Source organism: Vibrio rotiferianus CAIM 577 = LMG 21460 (assembly GCF_002741985.1).
Lineage (GTDB): Bacteria > Pseudomonadota > Gammaproteobacteria > Enterobacterales > Vibrionaceae > Vibrio > Vibrio rotiferianus.
Window position 1 is genome coordinate 16,040 of sequence record NZ_APHW01000022.1, and the last position, 22,560, is coordinate 38,599.

The 22,560-nt window shown below is 45.2% G+C and carries 19 protein-coding genes and 3 pseudogenes; 7 read left to right on the top strand and 15 right to left on the bottom strand.

Annotated elements, in window-relative coordinates; all coding sequences use genetic code 11:
* Nucleotides 1–12 precede the first annotated feature (12 nt).
* Entirely contained in the window at nucleotides 13–543 is a 531-nt protein-coding gene (gene smrB, locus B853_RS10570; protein ID WP_010449555.1) for an endonuclease SmrB, read from the top strand.
* 82 nt (nucleotides 544–625) lie between these two features.
* Here the strand turns inward: smrB and sixA are convergent, their stop codons facing one another.
* Nucleotides 626–1,090 carry a phosphohistidine phosphatase SixA gene (sixA, locus tag B853_RS10575; protein WP_038884340.1) on the bottom strand — a complete coding sequence of 155 codons (465 nt, stop codon included), beginning with the start codon at nucleotides 1,088–1,090 and terminating at the stop codon, nucleotides 626–628.
* A 375-nt stretch (nucleotides 1,091–1,465) separates the two neighbouring features.
* On the opposite strand from sixA, the gene B853_RS10580 reads away from it, so the two are divergent.
* Entirely contained in the window at nucleotides 1,466–4,243 is a 2,778-nt protein-coding gene (locus B853_RS10580) for an insulinase family protein (protein ID WP_038884339.1), read from the top strand.
* A gap of 95 nt (nucleotides 4,244–4,338) precedes the next feature.
* Nucleotides 4,339–4,611: a hypothetical protein gene (locus B853_RS10585; protein ID WP_010449561.1), complete on the top strand. Its 273-nt coding sequence runs from the start codon at nucleotides 4,339–4,341 to the stop codon at nucleotides 4,609–4,611.
* 77 nt (nucleotides 4,612–4,688) lie between these two features.
* On the opposite strand, the gene fadJ is transcribed toward B853_RS10585, so the two are convergent.
* Nucleotides 4,689–6,803: a fatty acid oxidation complex subunit alpha FadJ gene (gene fadJ, locus B853_RS10590; RefSeq protein ID WP_038884337.1), complete on the bottom strand. Its 2,115-nt coding sequence runs from the start codon at nucleotides 6,801–6,803 to the stop codon at nucleotides 4,689–4,691.
* Nucleotides 6,803–8,112 (bottom strand): annotated as a pseudogene (gene fadI / locus B853_RS10595) (acetyl-CoA C-acyltransferase FadI). The gene fadJ and the pseudogene fadI overlap by 1 nt, the downstream one beginning before the upstream one ends.
* Nucleotides 8,113–8,718: 606 nt before the next feature.
* Between fadI and B853_RS10600 the strand changes: the two are divergent.
* The 4 genes from B853_RS10600 (at nucleotide 8,719) to B853_RS10615 (ending at nucleotide 13,202) form a co-directional block, all read left to right on the top strand.
* Nucleotides 8,719–9,294, top strand: a complete 576-nt coding sequence (locus B853_RS10600) for a sigma-70 family RNA polymerase sigma factor (protein WP_038884331.1) — start codon at nucleotides 8,719–8,721, stop codon at nucleotides 9,292–9,294.
* Nucleotides 9,287–10,018 (top strand): DUF3379 domain-containing protein, encoded by a 732-nt coding sequence (locus tag B853_RS10605; RefSeq protein ID WP_010449568.1) that lies wholly within the window; start codon nucleotides 9,287–9,289, stop codon nucleotides 10,016–10,018. Before B853_RS10600 ends, B853_RS10605 begins: the two co-directional genes overlap by 8 nt.
* Nucleotides 10,019–10,316: 298 nt before the next feature.
* Complete coding sequence (locus tag B853_RS10610) at nucleotides 10,317–11,579, top strand: outer membrane protein transport protein (RefSeq protein ID WP_038884330.1); 1,263 nt, start codon at nucleotides 10,317–10,319, stop codon at nucleotides 11,577–11,579.
* 309 nt (nucleotides 11,580–11,888) lie between these two features.
* Nucleotides 11,889–13,202 (top strand): outer membrane protein transport protein, encoded by a 1,314-nt coding sequence (locus B853_RS10615; protein ID WP_038884328.1) that lies wholly within the window; start codon nucleotides 11,889–11,891, stop codon nucleotides 13,200–13,202.
* A gap of 93 nt (nucleotides 13,203–13,295) precedes the next feature.
* Here the strand turns inward: B853_RS10615 and B853_RS10620 are convergent, their stop codons facing one another.
* From B853_RS10620 to B853_RS10675, 12 genes and pseudogenes are all read right to left on the bottom strand, one after another.
* Nucleotides 13,296–14,075, bottom strand: coding sequence for an MlaA family lipoprotein (locus tag B853_RS10620; protein WP_038884327.1), 780 nt, complete (start codon nucleotides 14,073–14,075; stop codon nucleotides 13,296–13,298).
* A 204-nt stretch (nucleotides 14,076–14,279) separates the two neighbouring features.
* Nucleotides 14,280–15,497, bottom strand: coding sequence for a c-type cytochrome biogenesis protein CcmI (gene ccmI / locus B853_RS10625; RefSeq protein WP_010449574.1), 1,218 nt, complete (start codon nucleotides 15,495–15,497; stop codon nucleotides 14,280–14,282).
* Nucleotides 15,497–15,982, bottom strand: coding sequence for a cytochrome c-type biogenesis protein (locus tag B853_RS10630; RefSeq protein WP_010449575.1), 486 nt, complete (start codon nucleotides 15,980–15,982; stop codon nucleotides 15,497–15,499). The genes ccmI and B853_RS10630 overlap by 1 nt, the downstream gene beginning before the upstream one ends.
* Nucleotides 15,979–16,533, bottom strand: a complete 555-nt coding sequence (locus B853_RS10635) for a DsbE family thiol:disulfide interchange protein (RefSeq protein ID WP_038884325.1) — start codon at nucleotides 16,531–16,533, stop codon at nucleotides 15,979–15,981. Before B853_RS10635 ends, B853_RS10630 begins: the two co-directional genes overlap by 4 nt.
* 1 nt (nucleotide 16,534) lies before the next feature.
* Nucleotides 16,535–18,519, bottom strand: a pseudogene (locus B853_RS10640) (heme lyase CcmF/NrfE family subunit).
* On the bottom strand, nucleotides 18,516–19,001 hold the full coding sequence (gene ccmE / locus B853_RS10645; RefSeq protein ID WP_010449578.1) for a cytochrome c maturation protein CcmE: 486 nt from the start codon (nucleotides 18,999–19,001) through the stop codon (nucleotides 18,516–18,518). The pseudogene B853_RS10640 and the gene ccmE overlap by 4 nt, the downstream one beginning before the upstream one ends.
* Entirely contained in the window at nucleotides 18,998–19,204 is a 207-nt protein-coding gene (gene ccmD, locus B853_RS10650) for a heme exporter protein CcmD (RefSeq protein WP_010449579.1), read from the bottom strand. Before ccmD ends, ccmE begins: the two co-directional genes overlap by 4 nt.
* An 11-nt stretch (nucleotides 19,205–19,215) precedes the next feature.
* Nucleotides 19,216–19,958: pseudogene (locus tag B853_RS10655) on the bottom strand (heme ABC transporter permease).
* Nucleotides 19,959–20,066: 108 nt separating this feature from the next.
* Nucleotides 20,067–20,735, bottom strand: a complete 669-nt coding sequence (gene ccmB, locus B853_RS10660) for a heme exporter protein CcmB (RefSeq protein WP_038884322.1) — start codon at nucleotides 20,733–20,735, stop codon at nucleotides 20,067–20,069.
* A 1-nt stretch (nucleotide 20,736) separates the two neighbouring features.
* Nucleotides 20,737–21,354 (bottom strand): cytochrome c biogenesis heme-transporting ATPase CcmA, encoded by a 618-nt coding sequence (gene ccmA / locus B853_RS10665; RefSeq protein WP_010449583.1) that lies wholly within the window; start codon nucleotides 21,352–21,354, stop codon nucleotides 20,737–20,739.
* A gap of 196 nt (nucleotides 21,355–21,550) precedes the next feature.
* Nucleotides 21,551–22,042, bottom strand: a complete 492-nt coding sequence (locus B853_RS10670; RefSeq protein WP_010449584.1) for a DUF2802 domain-containing protein — start codon at nucleotides 22,040–22,042, stop codon at nucleotides 21,551–21,553.
* Nucleotides 22,042–22,536 carry a chemotaxis protein CheW gene (locus tag B853_RS10675; protein WP_010449585.1) on the bottom strand — a complete coding sequence of 165 codons (495 nt, stop codon included), beginning with the start codon at nucleotides 22,534–22,536 and terminating at the stop codon, nucleotides 22,042–22,044. The genes B853_RS10670 and B853_RS10675 overlap by 1 nt, the downstream gene beginning before the upstream one ends.
* Nucleotides 22,537–22,560: the final 24 nt, after the last annotated feature.

Consider the following 22,560-nt stretch of genomic DNA (forward strand, 5'->3'; position numbering starts at 1 on the left):
ATTGTTAACCTAATGAGCAAAAAAGACACCGAACACGATGACGATTTCGCCTTATTTCAGGATGCAGTACAGGGCGTAAAAAAGTTGCGACAGGATACCATAATCCAGCAGCCAAAAAAAAATACTAAGCAAAAAGAAATCAAACGCTCGAACCGTGAAGCGAGTGATTCTGAGTTTTACTTTTCTGATGAGTTCGTTCCACTTCTTAACGAAGAGGGACCAACTCGTTATGCGCGCGACGATGTGTCCACTTATGAAGTGAAACGACTTCGTCGTGGTGTGTATGTGCCGGATGTCTTCTTAGACATGCACGGCATGACACAGCAAGAAGCCAAGCGCGAGCTCGGCGCGATGATCGCTTACTGCGTGAAAAACGAAATCCACTGTGCGTGTGTGCAACACGGCATTGGTAAGCATATCTTGAAGCAGAAAGCGCCGCTTTGGCTGGCTCAACATCCAGACGTAATGGCATTCCACCAAGCGCCTCTAGAATTTGGCGGCGATGGTGCCCTACTGGTGCTACTTTCTATTCCAGAAAAATAAGGCACTAGCTAGCAAGAACGACAAAGGCAGGTTGACCCTGCCTTTTTGTTTGTCTCGAGCTGGAATCCCGAGTTCTAACGTCCTATGGCGTGATATGCCACAGTACTTCACCGCGTTGTGTTTGCGGATCATATTCAATACACGCTAAACCTGATGTCGGGAACATTGGTGGCGTCATGTCTTTTACAAACTCTGACGTTAAGTACCCCACCAGTGGTAAGTGTGACACAAACAGCAGTGATTCAAGCTTTTCTACTTCGATCAATGCATTTGCAAAATCAAATACTTGGTCTGATTGCCCATAAGGCGTAATCTCTTCACACGTTTCGACGCTCTTTGCCGAAAAGTGTGCGCTGATTTCTTGCCAAGTTTGCTCAGCCCGAATGTACGGACTCACCAATACTTTATCGAATTGGGCAAAACCTTGTTCTTTACATGCACGAGCAACTGCTTCCGATTCAGTTCTGCCTCTTGGGGTCAGTTGTCTTTCTGCGTCGGAGTTCGCAAAATGTTCCGCTTCACCGTGACGCAAGATAAATATTTTCATGTTATTTCCTAGGGATAGCTAACGCTACCAAAAGGTTGACTGCTATCTTTATATGGATAGCGGGCTAACTTTAATAATGCTGGAATCAAAATACTGATATAATTATCGGTTCATTATACCAATTCGCTTGCTAAAGATAGCGACTTTCTTAACAATCTATTAAAAAGAATATACTCAGTTCATCACATTCTACGATGAAGTTATGAACTCAGTGCATTCCTTCAAATAGCTCGAACCCCATAGCAACAGCTAGTGGGCTTATGCAGTACTCTTACGAATAACAAAAATGCGGCAAGCAGTATTTGTCGAAGCGCAGATTTGCGCCTCCCCACTCAGGGATCATAATTACTGTAATGCGAAATCTGGAGACGCATCGTGCACCTAAGTCCAAACGATTCAAATCAATACCGCTACATTACATTGAGTAACGCTCTGCGCGTATTGCTGATTCATTCTGACACGGCTCAACAGTCGGCAGCAGCCCTAGCAGTTAACGTTGGACACTTTGATGACCCAATGGATCGTCAAGGTCTGGCACACTACCTAGAACACATGCTTTTTTTGGGTACGGAAAAATACCCTAAAGTTGGCGAGTTTCAAAGTTATATTAGTCAACATGGTGGCACCAACAATGCTTGGACGGGTACTGAGCACACCTGTTTCTTCTTCGATGTGACACCAACAGCATTTGAAACGGCACTCGACCGCTTTAGTCAATTTTTTACCGCACCACTGTTTAACGAAGAAGCGCTAGATAAAGAGCGCCAAGCAGTCGACTCCGAATACAAGCTCAAACTCAATGATGACTCTCGCCGCCTGTATCAAGTAAACAAAGAAGTCATTAACCCTGAACATCCATTCGCTAAATTCTCCGTCGGCAACGCAGGTACACTAGGCGATCGCGATGGCAAATCCATTCGCGATGAGATTGTTAAGTTTCACCATTCACAGTATTCCGCAGATTTGATGACGCTAACTTTGTTTGGTCCGCAATCTCTGGATGAACAGCAAGCGTGGGTGGAAACCATGTTTGCTGATATTCCAAACCACCAGCTGCGCGGTAAGTCGATCGATGTGCCAATCGGCACTGAAGACAGCACAAGCATTTTGGTCCAAGTCGAACCAATCAAAGAATTCCGCAAACTGATCCTGACTTTCCCAATGCCAGGAATGGATGAGCACTATAGCGTGAAGCCCCTCTCCTATTTTGCCCACCTGTTAGGCTATGAAGGCGAAGGCAGTCTGATGATCCAATTGAAAGAGAAAGGCTGGATCACTTCCCTCTCTGCAGGGGGTGGCGCGAGTGGCAGTAACTATCGAGACTTTACGGTGAGCTGTACACTGACGCCAAGCGGCTTAGATCATGTCGATGAGATCGTTCAAGCTGTATTCCAGTACCTTTCCATGATCAAACAAGATGGCATGGATGAGTGGCGCTACCTGGAAAAACAAGCAGTGTTAGAATCGGCTTTCCGCTTCCAAGAGCCATCTCGTCCAATGGATTTGGTCAGCCATTTAGTGATCAACATGCAGCACTATCAACCGGAAGACACGGTTTATGGTGACTACAAAATGGCAGGCTACGATGAAGAGCTTCAACGTTCATTGTTGCAATATCTTTCGGTTGAAAATGTTCGTGTCACGTTGATTGCAAAAGGTTTGGAATACAACCAAACCGCAGAGTGGTACTTCACGCCTTACTCGGTCACCCCATTCAGCGAAGACCAACGTCGTTTCTATCAACAAATCGATCCTAGCTGGCACTTCGTGCTACCAGAAAAGAACCCATACATTTGTTATGACCTAGACCCGAGACCATTCGAAAATGGAGGGTCGCTACCAGAATTGGTTGAAGATCTCGAAGGCTTCCGACTCTGGCATCTGCAAGATGACGAATTCCGCGTGCCAAAAGGCGTCGTGTATGTCGCTATTGATAGTTCTCACGCGGTAGCATCTCCGAAAAACATCGTGAAAACCCGGCTATGTGTTGAGATGTTCCTCGATTCTCTGGCGCAAGAAACCTACCAAGCGGAAATCGCAGGCATGGGCTACAACATGTACGCTCACCAAGGCGGAGTTACTCTCACGCTGTCGGGCTTTAGCCAAAAACTGCCTCAACTGCTAGAGATGATTCTGCATCGTTTTGCGGCGCGTGAATTTAGTCCTGCTCGATTTGAAACCATCAAACAGCAACTGCTACGTAATTGGCGAAATTCTTCCCAAGATCGTCCTATTTCGCAGCTTTTCAATGCGTTGACAGGATTACTTCAACCAAACAATCCACCATTCGCAACATTGGTTGAAGCACTTGAAGAGATTGAGGTGGATGAGCTGTCTGTGTTTGTGGAGTCGATTCTTGCCGAGCTGCACGTTGAGATGTTTGTATATGGCGACTGGCAGCGCCAGCAAGCTCACAATATGGCAACTACCTTGAAAGATGCTCTGCGCGTAAAAGAGCAGCGCTACGAGGAGGCGCTCCGTCCATTGGTCATGCTGGGTGAAAACGGCAGCTTCCAACGTGAAGTGCATTGCAACCAGCAAGATTCTGCGGTTGTTATCTACCATCAGTGTGAAGATATAGAGCCTCGCAATATCGCCCTGTACTCACTTGCGAATCATTTGATGTCCGCAACCTTCTTCCATGAAATCAGGACTAAACAGCAGCTTGGTTACATGGTCGGCACTGGCAATATGCCGCTTAATCGTCATCCAGGTATAGTGCTTTACGTGCAATCACCTAACGCAGCTCCCGCCGAACTGGTTACCTCGATTGATGAATTCTTAAATGCTTTTTACATGGTGCTATTAGAGCTCAATGAGTACCAGTGGCACAGTAGTAAACGAGGGCTGTGGAACCAGATAGCAGCGCCAGACACGACGTTACGTGGCAGAGCGCAGCGCCATTGGGTTGCCATCGGAAACAAAGATACTGAGTTCAACCAGCGAGAAAAAGTACTACAGGAATTAAAAAGCCTTACCCGTACAGATATGATTCGTTTTGTCGTAAATGAACTTAAACCTCGTACTGCCAATCGTTTAGTAATGCACTCTCAAGGAACATCGCATATTGATGCTCCGCGTATTGATTTAGGGCTAGAAATAGGTTCAACAGAGGAATTTCAACTGCGTCCAAAAGACTGTGGTTTAGGGTAAAGCTCAACCACAGGACTGGCGTAAAATAGTAAAAACGTGACTTTCGTTTATGCTGTAATAACGGTGTTCAATCAACATACAAACCCGAGGACTACATGAAAAAGCTACTTTTACTTGCTGCTGTACTAATGCCACTTGCACCCGCTGCTTACGCAGATATCTCAATTAAAGGTGACGGCTTCGAGTTAAGTGAGGACTGTTTGCGCCTTGATGGTGATAACGTATCAATTAAGTCAGACGACTGCTCTGGCAAACACGACAAAGGAAAAGGGAAAGGTAACGCCAGTATCCATGGTGATGATAACCCTGGAAAAGGTCATGGAAATGATAAAGGAAAGGGAAAAAACAAAGGCAAGAATGACGACTAATTGTCTGTAAACGGCTCCTCTTTCAGAAATCAAAAAGGCTTGCATCACGCAAGCCTTTCTAATTTTTGCTATGGCAATTAGTCGTAGAAATTACGACCTTCGCCAGCTCGAGTCAGCAAACCATCACATGGCGCGTAACGATCGCCGTATTTCGATGCAAACTCGTTCATTTTCTCAACCAGCTCTTTCAAACCGAATTGATCCATGTAGCGGAATGGACCACCTAGGAATGGCGGGAAACCAATACCAAAGATCGCCCCGATATCGCCATCTCGTGGAGAACGAATAATACCGTCATCTAAACAGCGAACGGCTTCGTTTAGCATTGGCAATACACAGCGTAATGCAATGTCACTGTCGCTCAGTTTTGATTCTGGCGTTAGGTTCAGCAGCTTGTACACAGACTTATCGACTTCTTTCTTCTTACCTTTGTAGGTGTAGAAGCCTTTGCCACTCTTACGGCCTTTACGACCGTCGTTCAGTAGTGTGTCGAACACGTCTGGACCTTTGAATCGCTCGCCCAACTCATTAACCAAGATCGGCATGATTTTCGCACCGATATCAACGCCGACTTCATCCAACAAAGTAATCGGACCAACTGGGAAACCGAAGTCAAGAAGAGCACCATCAAGTTGTTCGATCGGCTCATTTGCCAGCAAGATGTGCGCAGCTTCGTTCATGTAAGGTGCAAGAATACGGTTTACATAGAAACCAGCTTTGTCTTTAACAACGATTGGTGTCTTGCCCTGTTTCTTCGCAAGTGCAACAACCGTAGAAATGGTCTCTTCTGACGTAGTTTCATGAGGAATCACTTCCACCAGCGGCATTTTCTCTACAGGGCTGAAATAGTGCAGACCGACGATGTTTTCTGGGCGCTCTGCTTTTTCCGCAATTTTGTGGATTGGCAGAGAAGACGTATTGGTCGCAAAAATGGTTTCCGGTTTAGCGTTCGCTTCAATATCCGCAACCATCTTTTGCTTCAGATCGAGATCTTCAAACACCGCTTCGATAACCACATCAATATGGTTGAAGCTTGTAAAATCAATACCACCAGACAATTGCAGCATCTTCGATTGCAGACCTGCTTTCGAGATAATGCGGCGCTTACGCTGTTTTTCGAACAACTTGTAGTTATAGTTCAATGCGTTAAGCACACCATCATTGCTGACGTCTTTAATTCGTACTGGCACTTTTGCTTTCGCAACAGAAACGTGGCTGATGCCCGCCCCCATTAAACCGCCACCCAACACGCCAACTTTATTGACTGTAGCTGGGTCTGCTTCCGCACCGTTTTCTTTCTTCATTTCAGTGGTAGCAAAGAAGATAGAGCGTAATGCTTTAGATTCCGAGCTCATCACCAGTTCGCCAAAGCGCTTCGCTTCAAGCTCTTGACCTTGCGCAAATCCCTTTTCAAGGCCATGCTGGATCACTTCTAAAATCGCAACCGTTGCTGGGTAGTTACCACGGGTCTTTTCATTGGTTTTCTTCGCGGCTTGCTCAAACACAAACTTACGACCTAAACCGCTGCCCGACATCAACTTCTCTTTGGTCGATTGCTTCTTCTTACCTTTGCTCTTCCCTTTTTCGATAAGCTGTTTTGCTACATCAAGAAGGATTGTATGTGGCACACACGCATCAACAACGCCCAGTTTTTTCGCTTTCTTAGCACGCAGTTGTTTACCTGTAAGGATTAAATCTAACGAAGGCAACAGACCAATCAAACGCGGAAGACGTTGAGTACCGCCAGAACCTGGCAGCAGACCAAGCTGCACTTCTGGCAGGCCTAGACGCGTTTTATCTGAATCGGTACATACACGGTAGTCACACGCGAGAGCAAGCTCTAAACCACCACCAAGACACGGACCATGAATCGCAGCAACAACCGGATAAGGCAGATCGGAAAGCTGTTGGAACAACTCTTGACCTTGCTTAGCCAATGCCTCGGCTTCACTTGCCGTGGTGCACGCTTCAAGCATACGAACATCGGCGCCCGCGACAAAATTATCTGGTTTTAGGGAGTGAATGATCATCCCTTTTACGCCACTGGAGTCTTTGAGTAGAGCGAAGATCTCTTTCATCTCATCTGCAAACGCAGCTTGCAGAGTGTTCATTTTTTCGTTTGGCACATCGATGGCTAGCCAAGCAATGTTCTGCTCATCAATCTTTAGACTAAATGCTTTTTGCTCGCTCATTACTCAACCTCCAAAATCATTGCTGCGCCAAGACCACCTGCGGCACATGCTGTATTCAACGCAAGACCACCGCCACGACGTTTAAGCTCACGCAGTGTTTGGGTCATCATACGAGCGCCAGTTGCTGCAAATGGGTGACCGTAGGCAATTGACCCCCCCCAAGAACGTTGAACTTATCCATATCGATTTCACCTATCGCTTTCGAGCGACCTAGGTTTTCTTGGGCAAATTTATCAGAAGCAAACATCTTTACGTTCGCCAATGCTTGGGCAGCAAAGGCTTCGTGCATATCGATAAGCGTCAGATCTGAAAGTTCTAGACCTGTGTTCTCCAACACTTTTGCTGTCGCGTATGTTGGTCCCATTAGCATGTCCATTTCCACACCAATGGCTGAGAATGCATAACCGCGAATGTAGCCCAGAATTTCCATGCCAAGCTCTTTCGCTTTGCCTTCACGCATTAGCATCACAGCTGCACCACCATCGGTTAATGGCGTACTGTTCGCTGCTGTTACGCTGCCGTATTGGCGATCAAAGGCCGGACGCAGTTTTGCGTAGCCTTCTAATGTTGAGTCATGACGAATGTTGTTATCTTCAGAGATCCACTTTTTGTAAGGTTCAGGGAAAGCGGTCATCACTTCATCTTGGATCTTTCCGTCTTTCCAAGCTTGCGAAGCTAAAGAATGAGAACGGTGCGCCAAAGCATCTTGCTCTGCACGAGTAATGCCGTGCGATTTCGCCATTTGCTCGGCAGTCTGGCCCATAGAAAGCCCCGTCGAATATTCAGCCACTGCCGGCGGCACTGGCATTAAATCTTTGAAGCTGAGTTTCTTAAGAATGTTGAGCTTTTGACCCAGCGTTTTGGTTTTGCTTAGCGCAAGCAAGTTAGCGGCAAGTTTCTTCGAAACACCAATTGGCAGAACAGATGAAGAATCCGCACCACCCGCGATACCAACATCAATGCTGCCCGCCATAATGCTTTCAGCCACGTTGACTGCAGCTTGAAAGCTGGTTGCACACGCACGAGTCACACTGTACGCATCGGTATAGATATGCATACCGGTACCAAGCACGATTTCACGTGCAATGTTTGGCGCTTCTGGCATTTGAACTACTTGCCCAAATACCACTTGTTCGATGAGTTTCGGATCGATGTCTGTACGAGCAAGCATTTCGCTCACTACCATTTTGCCTAAATCGACCGCTGGCACCTGGCTGAACTCAGTGCTTTGACGAGCAAAGGGGGTTCGTAGCCCTGCGACAATAGCAACACGTTCACCGTGGCGTGTTTTCACTTCCTGCTTGCCCATTGTTTCTCCTTAAATACAAGAGGTCTGACCTGATGCATTGTAATCAGTTTGTTAAATTTATCAAACATGCGTTTAAATAAACGTGAAGCGAGTAGATCTATTGCGCTAGTTCATTGATTCTTCTGCGTTTAAGATAAACGAACTATATAAGCTCTAGTAGGAAGAGAGGGGGAAGTGGAAAATTGGCAAAAAAAAACCACACAAAACTGTGTGGTCGGAATATCTATAAAACAATTAACATACGCCAATTGTAAAATTAATCAGTTTCCTGATTAGGAGAAAGTAAAGTCAGCCTTCAAAAGGAAGTGTCATCTTGCTCAACATGTTAGTCGCAATGACTAACTAGATGACAAGATGTACTATAGCCCCTTCAGTGTATGAGATTTTGAAATAGATCAATTTTTATGGTGTTTTTATATATTCCTGTTCACTCAAAGATCAAAAAGAGTATTTGAACGGTATCGAGCTGACAAACGACATCATAAAAAACAATAAAGACAAATTATCATCGCTCTCGGTAAGCGACTGACTATATGACTATTAATTTATGCTGCTGAGCTACATTGATATGTAGTCACTTTGGTATTTAAGACCTCACAGAGCAAGATGGAGGCTCCTGTGGCAATATTTAAAATGTTCGGAAAGAAAAACTCCGACAGTCCGGTCAACTCTGATATGGACAGACAAAGAAAATACGAAGCTCTTGTTCGGGGCTATCACAGAGACTTGTATCGCTACGCATACTGGTTGTGCAAGGATAAGGCGGTTGCAGAAGATTTGGTTCAAGAGACCTGTCTGCGTGCATGGAAGTCGTTGGATAGTCTTCAAGATGAAAAGGCTGCGAAATCTTGGCTTATTACCATATTAAGACGAGAAAACGCGCGCCGCTTCGAACGTAAACAATTTGATTTGGTTGATATCGATGACTACGGCAATGATGCTAAAGTTACCGATGACCCACATCATCAACAGGAATGGCTACAAGCTCAGATCATGAAGCTTGATGTCGAATATCGTGAACCTTTGTTTCTTCAAGTTGTGGGCGGTTTCAGTGGCGAAGAAATCGGCAACATTCTTGAACTAAACAAGAACACGGTAATGACGCGCCTATTTCGTGCACGTAATCAATTAAAAGAGATGTTGGATTCTCAAGATACTCAGAGAGGACAAAAAAATGGATGATTTAGAGTTTCGTCGTCGTATTTTGTCGGATCCAAAACAAAAGGATGAAGAGATTCTCCAAGCTATCGCTAGTAACGACGCTAATAGTAAGTTTGTTGATGACGTTTTGGATCTTGACCTAAAGATTAAGCAAGCCATGAATGTGGATGCACCGGAAGATCTTGCTGACAAAATTTTATTTAGCCAGACATCAAACGCACTTGATGAAGATAACGTGGTTAGACCAAACTTTGCACGTAAAGCGATGGCTCTAGCCGCATCCGTTGCCTTTACCGCAGGTTTACTCGTTGGGCAGATCAACTGGGGGAATGTTGTGGTTTCTCCTGCGCAAGCAAGCTTAGCTGATACCGCGATTGAACACGTCATCGCCGAAGAACCGTTTGTGAAAGCGTTAAATGAAGACGTTTCAAGCAAACAAGTAAACGCCAAGATGATGCCCTTCCATTACCAGTTTACTAAGAGCTTCCCTTATCACGTTTACTATCTAAACCATTGTGGTTTCGCTGACTCACACGCACTGCACATGGTTTTCGAGGGGTCGAAAGGCAAAGTGACGATGTTCATTACTCAAGTAGAGAGTGATGCAACCGTCGGCTTCGATAAAGATGGAATGACTGGCGTTGTAAAACCTGTTGGGTCCAACAGTATGATCCTAGTAGGTGAAAGCGGTGAAGATGTTGAAACCATCGCTGACAAGCTAGCGACGCTTATTCAGCCGATGTAACAACTTCAGCGAAACTACGCTACTAACAAGTTAAAAGCCGCTAAATTTCGAAATTTAGCGGCTTTTTGTTTATAAAACACCACAAAAGCATTCACACCACCTATTTGATTTAGAGTCAAAACTCTAATTTATGCACTTTAGATGCAATTTCCCGACATTTAGACATCATTTCTGCAATTTTTATTCAAATTTATTCAATGGTCGGATTTGTATGGTCCACTCTTAATACTAATATCTGCGCCACTGAGCAAAAGCTCAACTTATCGTCCAAAGAGACGAAACTAATAAGGAATAAAAAATGACTCAGAACACGCGTCTGTTTAAAAAGACTCTCCTAGCAGTAACGGTTGCAATGGCATCAGGCCAAGCAATGGCAGCTGGTTTCCAGCTAAACGCACAATCAGCGACAGGTATCGGTCGTGCATTCGCAGGTGATGCTGTAATTGCAGATAATGCATCTGTAATGGCTCGTAACCCTGCAGCAATGGCTCTATTTGACAAAATGGAACTGTCGGTAGGTTTTGAGAGCATTACTTCAATGATTGAAGTAAAAGATGCAACTTACCGCGGTTTAACTGCCCCACTAGGTACATCTTCAAACTACGACGATGCAGGTGACACTTCTATTGCACCCAATATCCACCTAATCGTTCCTGTAAATGACAAATTTGCTTGGGGTGTAAATGCTTACTCTAACTTTGGTACCAAGACTGAGTTTGATGACAGCTTTGTAGCAAAAGAGTACGGCGGCCTGACTGACGTTAAAAGTGCAAACCTCGGCGTTGCAGGCTCTTACCGTCTAAATGATCAATGGAGCTTTGGTGCTGGTCTAGATCTTATCTATGGCCAAGGTACCATGAAGCGCGAACATGGCATGCTAGGTACTCTAGTGGATGTTGATAAAGCTGATGGTTGGGCAGTAGGCTTTAACGTAGGTACGGTTTACGAGTTAGACGAAAACAACCGCTTTGGTTTGTCTTACCGCTACAGCCCAGAGATGGAAGCAAAAGACGACAAAGGTCAGAAAATCACACTTCCTCTACCAGATATGGCAGAGTTCTCTGGCTACCATAAAATTACCGACACTAAGTTTGCCGTACATTACTCTGTTCAGTACATTGGCTGGAGCGCCTTTGATCAGATCGAATTCCGTAACCTTCAGGGCTCACCACTTGGTTCAAGCTACGATAAGCAATACCAATGGCAAGATGGTTGGCACTACGCAATTGGTGGTACTTACTACCTAAACAGCGATTGGACGCTTCGTACAGGTTACATGTACGACACAAGCGCACAAGATTCCCTAACTTCTGTATCGGTTCCTGATTCAGACCGTCAATGGTTCTCAGCAGGCTTCACATATCACATCGATAACAAGTCAAACGTAGACTTTGGCTTTACTTACCTAATGGGTAAAGATGTAGATGTAAACGAGTCAACGCCGAACCCAATGCATGTTCCAGGAAACCCTCTAACAGGGCCTGCAAACATCTCATCGCTATCAGCGACAACCCATGCAGACGCGATTCTATTCGGCTTACAATACAGCCGCAGCTTCTAAGCAGTAAGCGACGAACTAATATAATCACTCTCTATGTAAAAGGCTGGAATTCCAGCCTTTTTTCTTATCTATTCCAGATAACTTCCCGTTTTTAAGCGCACAACTGTACCTCTAAGACACCATTATAACTCACAGTTGTTCGCTGAGTTTTATTCACACAGCAGTTACAGTCAGATAAAGATTCTACAAAATGCTCATTTTTTAGGAATTTAGACCAAAAACACTGTTTTATTGGATTTTCGTTTTTAAAGTAATAACTCTAGTCGTAAACTTTCGCCCCACGTTATAAATAACTCAGCGAACATTACAATGAAAACCAACAAGACTCTCCTTTCAGCAGCAGTGGCATTTGGCCTATTGAGCACATCAGGTGTTGCAAACGCAGCAGGTTTCCAACTTGCAGAGTACTCAGCAACAGGCCTGGGCCGTGCATACGCTGGCGAAGCAGCAATGGCTGATAACGCAAGTTCACAATGGCGTAACCCAGCAATGCTAACTTACCTAGAAGGTACCCAAGTGTCTGTTGGCGCAATCTATGTAAACCCAAACATTGATGTTAATGGCACGACAACTGCTAAGAACCCAATTACTGGCCAGCCAATCTATCACTCTGCATCTTCAAAAGACTTTGCTCATGATGCCATCATTCCAAACTTCTACCTGTCACATCAGTACAATGACAAATTTGCTATTGGTCTTGCGTTCGGTACGAACTACGGTATGGAAACAGACCTAGGTAAAGATTTCGCTGCAGCGAACTTCGGTAACGAAGCGAGCGTAACGTCAATGGAGGCGAACCTAAACGCGGCATACAAGCTAAGCGAAGCATTTAGCATTGGTGGTGGTATTCGTTACGTTATAGCTGACGGCAGTATTGGTGCGGTAATGCCTCCTCATATGGGTCCATATGCAGGCAAAACACTTAAATACATGGAAGGTGATGACAAAGCTTGGGGTTGGCAAGTTGGTGCTGCATGGCAAATCAACGAAGATAACCGCATTGGCTTTGCTTACAAATCTGAAGTTGAGCTAAACCTTGAAGGGCATGCTGAAGGTTTAGGGTTCGACCTTGTGGCTCCTGTCGCTAAACCGCGTTACAACGGTTCTATGGAGTTGGCGCTTCCTGCAACTGCAGAACTAGCAAGTTTCCACCAATTAAATGACCAGCTAGCAGTACACGCAAGCATTAACTGGACAGATTGGAGCAGCTTTAAAGAACTCGTTGCAAATATCCCTGAGTTTGGCGGTAATGCCGATCAACTAGTAAAAACTGAAAACTGGGAAGATAACTACCGCTTTGCTGTAGGTACAACTTACAAACTAGATCAAAAATGGACACTGCGTTCAGGTGTTGCGTACGACATGTCAGCTGTTGATGACAAGTACCGTACGACGACAATTCCAGAGACTGACCGTCTATGGCTAAGTGTTGGTGCTGGTTATGAGTGGTCTAAGAACCTGACATTAGATGCTGGCTTCACATACATTTTCGCAAAAGATGCACCTATCAGTGAGCCTCGTGATGCTTCTGACAATGCTGCAGCAGCTTTTGGTGGAACATTTGAAGGTGAAGTAACTGGTAACGTTTGGCTGATTGGTGTTCAAGCGAACTACAAGTTCTAATTTGAACGCTATTTATCGATAAACGAAAGTTACCGATAAAAAGAAAGGCTTGGTGAAAACCAAGCCTTTTTGTTTTGCGACTTACTGAAGCGTTTAGAAGTCTTCTTCCAAGTACTCATCCAAGTATGCTTCTTCGTCTTCATCCACGTCATCAGTGTTGTTGATTTCTGCTTTGAAATCTTGACGTTGAAGATAAATATCACGCGTTAACACGTATGGATCTGGAGACGCTTCGAGCTGCGCTTCTTGTGGTACCACCAATGCACGTTTTTCCATGCCCTCAAGCGCCCACTTGCCTAAGCCTGCCCAGAAGTTAAGGTAAGAAAGCGGCACATACATGCCATCAACCGTATCTGTCACTTCACGCAATGTATAAGGTCCATAACCTGGTATCATAAAATATGGCCCATTACCTACGCCATAGTGACCAACCGCATCGCTAAAGGCTTTATTATCATACTTAGTAATACCTGCGGCAGTTGCTATATCAAACACCCCAAAGATACCAAAAGTGGTATTAATCCAAAAACGGTTAAAGTGATCCACCGCTTTCGTACCGTTACCCATCACCAGGTTGTTTACGACACTCGCAGGCTCATCTAAGTTTGCTAGTACGTTCGCGATCCCCGACCGAATAGGTACAGGTGTGTAATCGACATAAGCTAGAGAAATTGGGCGTACTAGATATGGGTCTAGGTAATCGTAGTTTATTTCCCACATTGCTCGGTTAAAGCCTTCAAGTGGATCATAAACACTAGAGGTCGAGTTATTAACTTCACTTTCTTCGCTTGTTACTTCTTCAGGTGCAGATGAGCAACCTGTTAAGCCAACGGCAAGAAGTAGCAAAAAGGCAGATTTACCCTTGTTATACATTGTCTGTTCCATACGAACTATTACTATACCTAAATGTCCTTAGCTGCAGCATACAAGCTAAAGCGTGTATAAAAAGTCACTTGGGTATAAAAATAAACGAAGGCCAGCAAAGCTGACCTTCGTCATTCTACTCTATAGTTGGTGGGCGTACCACAAAGTGGTAAACACATTCACTATGGGCAGCGCATACAATAAGCGTTACAACTATTGATATTGATTATTAATGGTAACTTCTACCGGCTGACCAAAATCAACAACTTGGCTTTCACCGTGCCAATCTTGATCACGTGTTGCTACATTACCGTCAGAGTCAACGCGAACACGTACGATCAACTTATCCAGTGAAGAAAGCTTTTGACCATCCATCATTGCATTGCCATCGTCCAATACAACGGTGCGAGGGAATGTACCCAATGGGTAACGAGCTGCAGCAACTGGCATTGGAGAGCCATCTGCACGGTGAACCGATACAATCAATACCGCACTTGGATCCAGCTGCACGTCAGGTGCAACCTTAATGGTAACGGCCACACTCTTATCTGGTGACACCGCTTCGCCCATTTGCTTACGCGCACTTTCAATGCTGCGTCCCAGCATTTCATAACGGCTGTCTTCTGGACCAATCATTTGTTGCATGATACCCCAGTACTTAATTGCCGCTGGAAAATCTTGACGTTCGAATGCATCAAATGCAAGTAACGAGAATACACGTAGATCGACGTAATCTTGCTGCATCAACTTACCTAGCAGCGAACGCGCTGTCGCCTGATCCATGTCGTCTTGAGAAAGCATTAGAGCTTGTGCGTAACCAAGTTGGACATCAGGATCATTCGGCTCTAGCTTGTATGCTTTTTCCATTGCATCAATTGAAGTTGTTACATCGCGATTAGCCAGAGCGATACGACCTAGTAGCAACCAACCTGTCGAATCTTCTGGCTGGTAGTGTAGACGAGTACGAAGCGCCAAAGATAAGTCGGCCATTTCATCATCACTTAATGGCTCAGATGAAGCAGACATCAACTTTTTAGAAAGCTCAGGAAGGTTAGATGTCACCTCTTGCCACTGCACCACATCTTGAGAAGCACCAAACTTGTAGTACAAACCATAACTCAGAGCTACAGTCAGAATCACAGATGGAATCAAGACGGCAATCGGGGAAACCTTGGTTTCTTTCTGCGTTTTTTCTCCTGGAATGTCATCCAGAAGAGATTGTTTTAGATCTGAAATCAGATCATCTTGACTCTCAACCAGACCTTCATCTGTTTCTTCAGCAAGTTCAGAAAGGCGGTCTTTATAGAACGCCTTGTTGAGTTCATCACGTAACACTTCATCGTTGTTGGCTTTTTGCTTAAGCAATGGTAGTGCAACTAACGCACACGCTATCAGCGTTAGAACAACGGTAGAAATCCAAAATAGTGTCATTACTTCTTATCTCCGTTGTTCTCATCATCAAGCAGTGATTTAAGGCGCGCCTCTTTATCCGCGTCCCATTGCTCATCATTAGCTTGTACGGCTTTCGCTTTTGATTTTCGGCTACGTAGCACGATCAAACCAAAGCCACCTAGTACCACTGCTAGCGGCCCTAGCCACAGAATTGCAGTCGCAAAAGTAAACGGAGGATTGTAAGTCACGAAATTACCATAACGAGCAATCATGTAATCCACGATCTCATCTTTCGACTTACCTTCTTTGGTCATTTCGTACACTTTGTGGCGTAGGTCTTGAGCCAATTCCGCATTCGAATCAGAGATTGTGTTGTTCTGACATTTTGGACAACGCAGAGTATGACCAAGTTCTTTGAACTGTTGTTCTTGCTCTAGGTTATCAAACTCATACACTTCAATCGCTGCATGGGCAGCAAGAGAAAACGTCAAGGCAGCGAAAGCCGCTAGAATTAACTTTCTCATTGCTTCGCCTCCTCTACCAACTTGGTGTAAAGCGGTTCTAATGTTTCCGCCCAGTTACGTGGATTTACATCACCGACATGGCGGTAACGAATCACACCATTTGCATCGATAACGAACGTTTCAGGAGCCCCGTATACACCTAGGTCTAGACCTAGCATACCGCTACCATCAAACAAGCTGATCAGGTATGGGTTACCAAGATCATTCAACCAACCGATGGCTTTGTTACGATCATCTTTGTAGTTCATACCGATGATCTTAACGCCTTTACCAGCCAATTCGTTTAGGTATTTATGCTCAGCATAACAAGTCGGACACCACGTCGCCCAAACGTTCAGCAGCAAAGGTTCGCCTTTGAAAATAGACTGATCGTATTGCTTGCCTGGTTCCGCGAGATCTTCTAAGTGAAACTCAGGAACAGGTTTACCCACTAATACAGATTCGAGCTTAGTTGGATCGTCACCTTCTTGGTTGCGAACTAACTGAGTTGCAAAGATACCCGCTAACACCATGAAAGCGACCAACGGGATAAATAAGACTTTCTTATTCATTTTATGCCTCCTTCTCCGCTAGCTTTGACTTTTCGTCTTTCTTAGCCGCTTTTCGGAAGCGGTAGCGTCTATCTGAGATAGCCAGTGCACCACCCAAAGACATGATCAATGAACCAGCCCAGATCCAACGAACGAATGGTTTGTAGTAAATACGAACGGCCCAAGAACGGTTATCTTCTAGACGCTCACCCATTGCAATGTATAGATCGCGAGTGATACCACGGTCGATTGCCGCTTCTGTCATCATTGACTTCGCCGTACGGTAGAAACGTTTCTCAGCGTGCAGTGTGTTCACATACTTACCATCATTGGTGATTTCGAAGTCCGCGATGTAACCATCGTAGTTTGGACCATCTTTGTCACGTAGGCCTGAGAAGTAGAAATCGTAACCGTAAATCTTAAAGTGCTCACCAGGTGCCAAGCGTACATCACGTTCGATGCTGTAGTTTTGCACCATTGCAATACCAATCACGGTAACCGCAAGACCAATGTGACCCAGCATCATTGCCCAGTGGCTACGTTGAAGTTTACGAACACCTTCGCCGAAGCTATGACGGTGCGTAGCACGCTCGTACAACTCAAAGCCATGCATTGCGATGATCCAGATTGCCATCACCCAACCGACGTAAGCCATCACTGAGAAGAAGTCAGCGAACAGGAACACGCACACGGCAGCCAATGCGAAAGCAAGCACACCAGAAACAATCATTGGCTTAATAAGCTTAGATAGATTGTCGCGCTTCCAACGAATCATAGGACCAATGCCTAATAGGAAGGCAAACGGCATCATCAACCATGCGAACAGCATGTCGAAGAATGGTGCACCGATAGATACTGAACCAAGACCAATTTGTTTGTGAACCAATGGCAACAAGGTACCAACCAATACTACGACTAGCGCAGCAATCAGAAGAACGTTGTTAGCAAGTAGCGCGTTCTCACGCGACACCAAATCAAAATTACCACGTACGCGAACCGCTGCACCTTTCACAGCGAATAGCAGGAGTGAGCCACCGATTACAAAGACTAGGAAACCTAGGATAAACATGCCGCGAGATGGATCAGACGCGAACGCGTGTACCGATACCAAGATACCGGAACGAACCAAGAAGGTACCAAGCAAACTTAATGAGAATGCTGAGATCGCTAGAAGTACTGTCCACGCTTTAAATGTACCGCGTTTTTCCGTTACCGCTAGAGAGTGCATTAATGCTGTACCCGCCAGCCAAGGCATGAATGATGCGTTTTCTACTGGATCCCAGAACCACCAGCCGCCCCAGCCCAGTTCGTAGTAAGCCCACCAAGAACCTAGTGCAATACCTAGTGTTAGGAATACCCAAGCTGCCGTTGTCCAAGGACGAGACCAACGAGCCCAAGCCGTATCAAGACGACCTGTCATTAAAGACGCAATCGCAAACGAGAATGCAACCGAGAAACCTACGTAACCCATGTAAAGCATTGGTGGGTGAACGATCAAACCCGGGTCTTGAAGAAGTGGGTTCAAATCACGACCATCTACCGGGAAGAATGGCAGTGTACGTAGGAATGGGTTTGAAGTAAGAATGATAAACAGTAAGAAGCCTACTGAGATCATACCCATTACAGCAAGTACACGTGCCACAGATTCTTGTGGCATGCCACGGCTGAAAGTCGCCACAGCAACTGTCCATGCGGCTTGGATAAGCACCCAAAGCAATAATGAACCTTCGTGCGCCCCCCCCAAACTGCCGTCAAACGGTAGTACCAAGGTAATTGGCTGTTTGAGTTACTTGCTACGTATTGCAGCGTGAAGTCGTTGGTATAAAAACCCCAACACAAAATAGCAAATGAGAAAAACAACATGATAAACATCGACCATGAAAGCGGTCGTGCTGTGTTCATCAGCATAGTGTTGTTATTTGATGCGCCCCATAATGGCAGCACACTTAGGAGCACCGCCATCGCAAGCGAGAGTATGAGGGCAAAGTGACCGATTTCTGCAATCATTGGTCGCTTCCTTGTTTTTGTTCAGTAGTGTACTGCAAAGGTTCATGCGTTTTCTTCATTGCTTCCGCAATTTCAGGTGGCATGTACTCTTCATCGTGTTTCGCGAGAACCTCGAAAGCTTTCACGGTAGTCGCATCTTCAAGTACGCCTTGAGCAACAATACCTTGCCCTTCTCGGAACAAATCTGGAAGAATACCTTCATAAACGATGGTTACTTTAGGGCCAACGTCATGGAGGTCAAATCGTACTTTTAGCGATTCAGGGTCTCGGCGTACCGAACCTTCAACGACCATACCGCCAATGCGAAGGCGCTGACCAACTTCTGGCTTTGTACCATCAGGTTTACCGTTCACCAATTCCGTCGGCGTGTAGAATAGATCCATATTTTGGTTGAGCGCATAAAGCATCAAACCGATGGTGGCACTAATACCGATAAAGATCGCTAAAACGATGCCTAGCCTCTTTTTACGTCTCGGGTTCATAACGTGTTCTCCATATTCTTCGCCGCGTCGATGCGCGATTGACGATCAATTTTCGCTTTCACCTCTTTCAACAGTGCATCCCCACGGCGGATGCTTGAAATCAGAAGAATAAGCATAGATAAGAATGTAATACCAAACGCGCTCCATACATAAGCTGCGTAACCACCCATGGCAAATAGTTCGCTCAGAGATTCAAAATGCATAATCAATTACCTCACTGAGTTTTTTCAGTCGCGAGCTTACGCACCCAAGGGCGGTGACTCTCTTTGCTGATAATTTCGTTACGGAAGCGCACCATCGTGACGGCGCCAAAGAAGAACGCAAAACCAAAGATGTTTAGCAATAATGGCCAAAGCATGTTGGATGAGATGGATGGTTTTTCAAATTTAGTAATAGTCGCGCCTTGGTGTAACGTGTTCCACCATTCTACTGAGAAGTGAATGATTGGTAGGTTAACAACGCCCACGATAGCCAAAATGCCGGCTGCTTTTGCTGCTGTTTTCTGATCGTCAAACGCGTGGTACAACGCTATAACGCCAAGGTAAAGGAATAGAAGAATAAGCTCTGAAGTTAGGCGTGCATCCCATACCCACCAAGTACCCCACATTGGTTTACCCCAAACGGCCCCTGTAAGTAGGGCAATAAAGGTAAATACCGCACCAATAGGAGCCATTGCAAGTGCAGCCATATCTGAAAGGCGAACCTGCCACACTAAACCGATAAATGCGGCGATAGCATAGACATGTACACACCCATCGACCAAATAGCCGAAGGTACGTGGATGTAGATGATTCGGAAACTATCACCTTGTTGGTAGTCCGAAGGCGCAAAGGCAAGGCCCCAAACGGTACCAACCGATAAGCATACGAGGGCCAATGCTGCAAACCAAGGGAGCAGTTTACCACTAAGGTGATAGGCTGCTTCTGGCTTGGCGTAAGGATGTAGCCATTTCCACATGTTAAGTTCTCACTCTTACTTCAGGGACACTGTCGTGACGGCCGAGACCGTAGCAGTGCTTTAATAATAATTCTTTGATCAAACGTCGCTTAAATTGCTTTTATTGAGTTAGTTAACACTAACTCGCAATGCTGCGCTGATGGCGAATGGCGTAAGGGTCATCGCTCCCATCAGCATTGCGCCTAAAATTGCCAGTTGTCCGTTATACGACATACCTAATGCCGCAGCATCAATTGCGGACGTTGCGAAAATCAGAATCGGGATGTAGAGCGGAAGAATGAGCAAACTCAAAAGAACGCCGCCTTTTTGCAACCCAACCGTCAGTGCTACGCCAATAGCACCAATAAAACTCAGCGTCGGAGTACCGATAATTAATGTCAGTACAATCGATAGCCAAGTATTAAAATCAAGAGAAAGCAGAACCGCCAATAAAGGGCTGATTAAAATCAGAGGCAATCCCGTCAGTAACCAGTGAGCTATGACCTTTGAAATCACAACAAGTTGCAATGGAATTGGCATCAGCATCATTTGCTCAAGCGCGCCATCTTGATAATCATCACGGAATAAACGCTCTAATGATAATAAGGCAGACAGCAGTGCAGCAACCCAAACAATGCCAGCTGCAATACGTGCTAACAAATTAGGCTCAGGACCGATGCTGAGAGGGAAAAGTGTGATCACGATGATGAAGAACCACAACGGGTTCAAGATGTCCGCTTGACGGCGAAATGCAATCAAAAGCTCGCGGCGGATAATGGTAGTCATGGCCGAAATCATATCAATCACCCAGTTTTATTTTTCTAAGTTTCGGGCTGTCTGCAAACATGTCTTGGTGCGTGGTTAAGATCACGATCCCGCCGTTGTCTGCATGACTTGCGAATAGAGACTCGAGCACTTTAACGCCTTGCTTATCGATTGCAGTAAGAGGCTCGTCCAGAATCCATAAGATTTGATTGCTTAACCACAGCCGTGCCAACGCAACACGACGCTGCTGTCCAGCAGAAAGCTGTGCTACAGGCACGTCTTCTCTGCCCGCGAGCCCCACTTGAGTGAGCGCAGCAAAGATATCTTCGTTAGAGGAACGATTATTATGGATAGATTGGTAAAAGCGCAGGTTTTCAAACGCGGTCAGTTCACGTTTAACACCTGTTTGATGCCCTAAGAAAAGTAAATCTTGATGGAAAACATCACGAGATTTCTCAACCTCTTCTCCCTTCCATTTAATGATGCCTTCGTCTCTATCACCTAACCCAGTGACAATACGTAGCAATGTCGTTTTTCCGGTGCCGTTACGTCCTTCAATTTGGACCAATTCACCAGGTCTAATTTCGAATTGCAGGTTTTCAAACAGGACCCTTTCATCACGGATCGCAGTTAGGTTAGAGACTTCTAACATAGGGCTTCAACTAAAAAATGAACGAGCCGCTATATTAACACAGCTTAGTTGTGACAAAACAGGATAAGAAAGCGATGATGTATGTAAGTTCGTGAGTTTTTGTTAACTTACTGTCACATTTTAATAAAATTAACTATAACTGGTTATAAGCTTTTATTTTAAAAATAAAAAAGGAGCCGAAGCTCCTAAGTTTTGTTTATCGACGTCTTCCTCGCGAGGGGTGTCGATGCTCATCAGACGGGTGTCCACTTAAAGGTGGAATTTTTTCCTTACCTGCAAGCTTCTTCTGTAAAGAGAGCATCAATTCCGCCTCTGCTTTTGGTAGTTCGCACTCTTCGATCAGCTCATTGATATCAGCACCCAATTGAACCATTTTTGTTGCTCGGCTATACAAACGTCCGTCTGTATCCGCATGCTCAAGTTCATGTATGCGCTCGCTTAAATGCTGGATGATATCTTGCTGCTCTGAAACTTTTTGCCCTAATCCAATGACAACCGAACGAACTTCCAATAGCTGTTTATTGAGTTTTTGAGTCTCTTTCTCTGCATGGCGATACTGAGCACGCTGCTGATCCAATTGCTTTTGCAATCCAGAGCGTATCCGTGCAACCGATAACAGCAAGACTAAGACAATAAAGACAACCCCACCAATAATAAGCGGGGCTGAAAGGAAGGAGTCTTCAATCATTATAGGTGAGCCATCTCATCCCATTCGTCTTCGCTTAGTAGCTTGTTCAAATCAACTAGGATTAGCAACTTACCATCACGGTTGCTCACACCTTGGATGAACTTAGCACTTTCATCAGTACCTACTGAAGGCGTAGTGTCGATCTCTGACGAACGTAGGTAAACAACTTCAGCTACGCTATCTACCAGAATACCAATAACTTGACGTTCTGATTCAATCACGATGATACGAGTGTTATCTGTTACTTCGCCTTCCATTAGGCCAAAGCGCGAACGCGTATCAATAACGGTAACCACATTACCACGTAGGTTGATAATACCTAGAACGTAATCTGGCGCACCTGGAACTGGTGCAATTTCAGTGTAGCGAAGCACTTCACGAACTTGCATTACATTGATGCCGTAAGTTTCTTCTTCTAGTTGGAACGTCACCCACTGAAGAACTTCGTCATTCGATGTATCTTTCTTCACTTCTACTTCAAAAGCTTGAGACATAGTAAATCCTCGTTTATGTCGTTC

Coding starts and splice junctions, on each gene's coding strand:
- B853_RS10635 (WP_038884325.1), bottom strand. CDS start 16,533: ATGAATAAGAAAGTCTTATTTATCCCGTTGGTCGCTTTCATGGTGTTA.
- B853_RS10670 (WP_010449584.1), bottom strand. CDS start 22,042: ATGATTGAAGACTCCTTCCTTTCAGCCCCGCTTATTATTGGTGGGGTT.
- B853_RS10600 (WP_038884331.1), top strand. CDS start 8,719: ATGGAGGCTCCTGTGGCAATATTTAAAATGTTCGGAAAGAAAAACTCC.
- B853_RS10675 (WP_010449585.1), bottom strand. CDS start 22,536: ATGTCTCAAGCTTTTGAAGTAGAAGTGAAGAAAGATACATCGAATGAC.
- ccmI (WP_010449574.1), bottom strand. CDS start 15,497: ATGACACTATTTTGGATTTCTACCGTTGTTCTAACGCTGATAGCGTGT.
- ccmA (WP_010449583.1), bottom strand. CDS start 21,354: ATGTTAGAAGTCTCTAACCTAACTGCGATCCGTGATGAAAGGGTCCTG.
- B853_RS10585 (WP_010449561.1), top strand. CDS start 4,339: ATGAAAAAGCTACTTTTACTTGCTGCTGTACTAATGCCACTTGCACCC.
- ccmE (WP_010449578.1), bottom strand. CDS start 19,001: ATGAACCCGAGACGTAAAAAGAGGCTAGGCATCGTTTTAGCGATCTTT.
- B853_RS10615 (WP_038884328.1), top strand. CDS start 11,889: ATGAAAACCAACAAGACTCTCCTTTCAGCAGCAGTGGCATTTGGCCTA.
- B853_RS10605 (WP_010449568.1), top strand. CDS start 9,287: ATGGATGATTTAGAGTTTCGTCGTCGTATTTTGTCGGATCCAAAACAA.
- ccmB (WP_038884322.1), bottom strand. CDS start 20,735: ATGATTTCGGCCATGACTACCATTATCCGCCGCGAGCTTTTGATTGCA.
- smrB (WP_010449555.1), top strand. CDS start 13: ATGAGCAAAAAAGACACCGAACACGATGACGATTTCGCCTTATTTCAG.
- B853_RS10620 (WP_038884327.1), bottom strand. CDS start 14,075: ATGTATAACAAGGGTAAATCTGCCTTTTTGCTACTTCTTGCCGTTGGC.
- ccmD (WP_010449579.1), bottom strand. CDS start 19,204: ATGCATTTTGAATCTCTGAGCGAACTATTTGCCATGGGTGGTTACGCA.
- fadJ (WP_038884337.1), bottom strand. CDS start 6,803: ATGAGCGAGCAAAAAGCATTTAGTCTAAAGATTGATGAGCAGAACATT.
- B853_RS10610 (WP_038884330.1), top strand. CDS start 10,317: ATGACTCAGAACACGCGTCTGTTTAAAAAGACTCTCCTAGCAGTAACG.
- B853_RS10630 (WP_010449575.1), bottom strand. CDS start 15,982: ATGAGAAAGTTAATTCTAGCGGCTTTCGCTGCCTTGACGTTTTCTCTT.
- sixA (WP_038884340.1), bottom strand. CDS start 1,090: ATGAAAATATTTATCTTGCGTCACGGTGAAGCGGAACATTTTGCGAAC.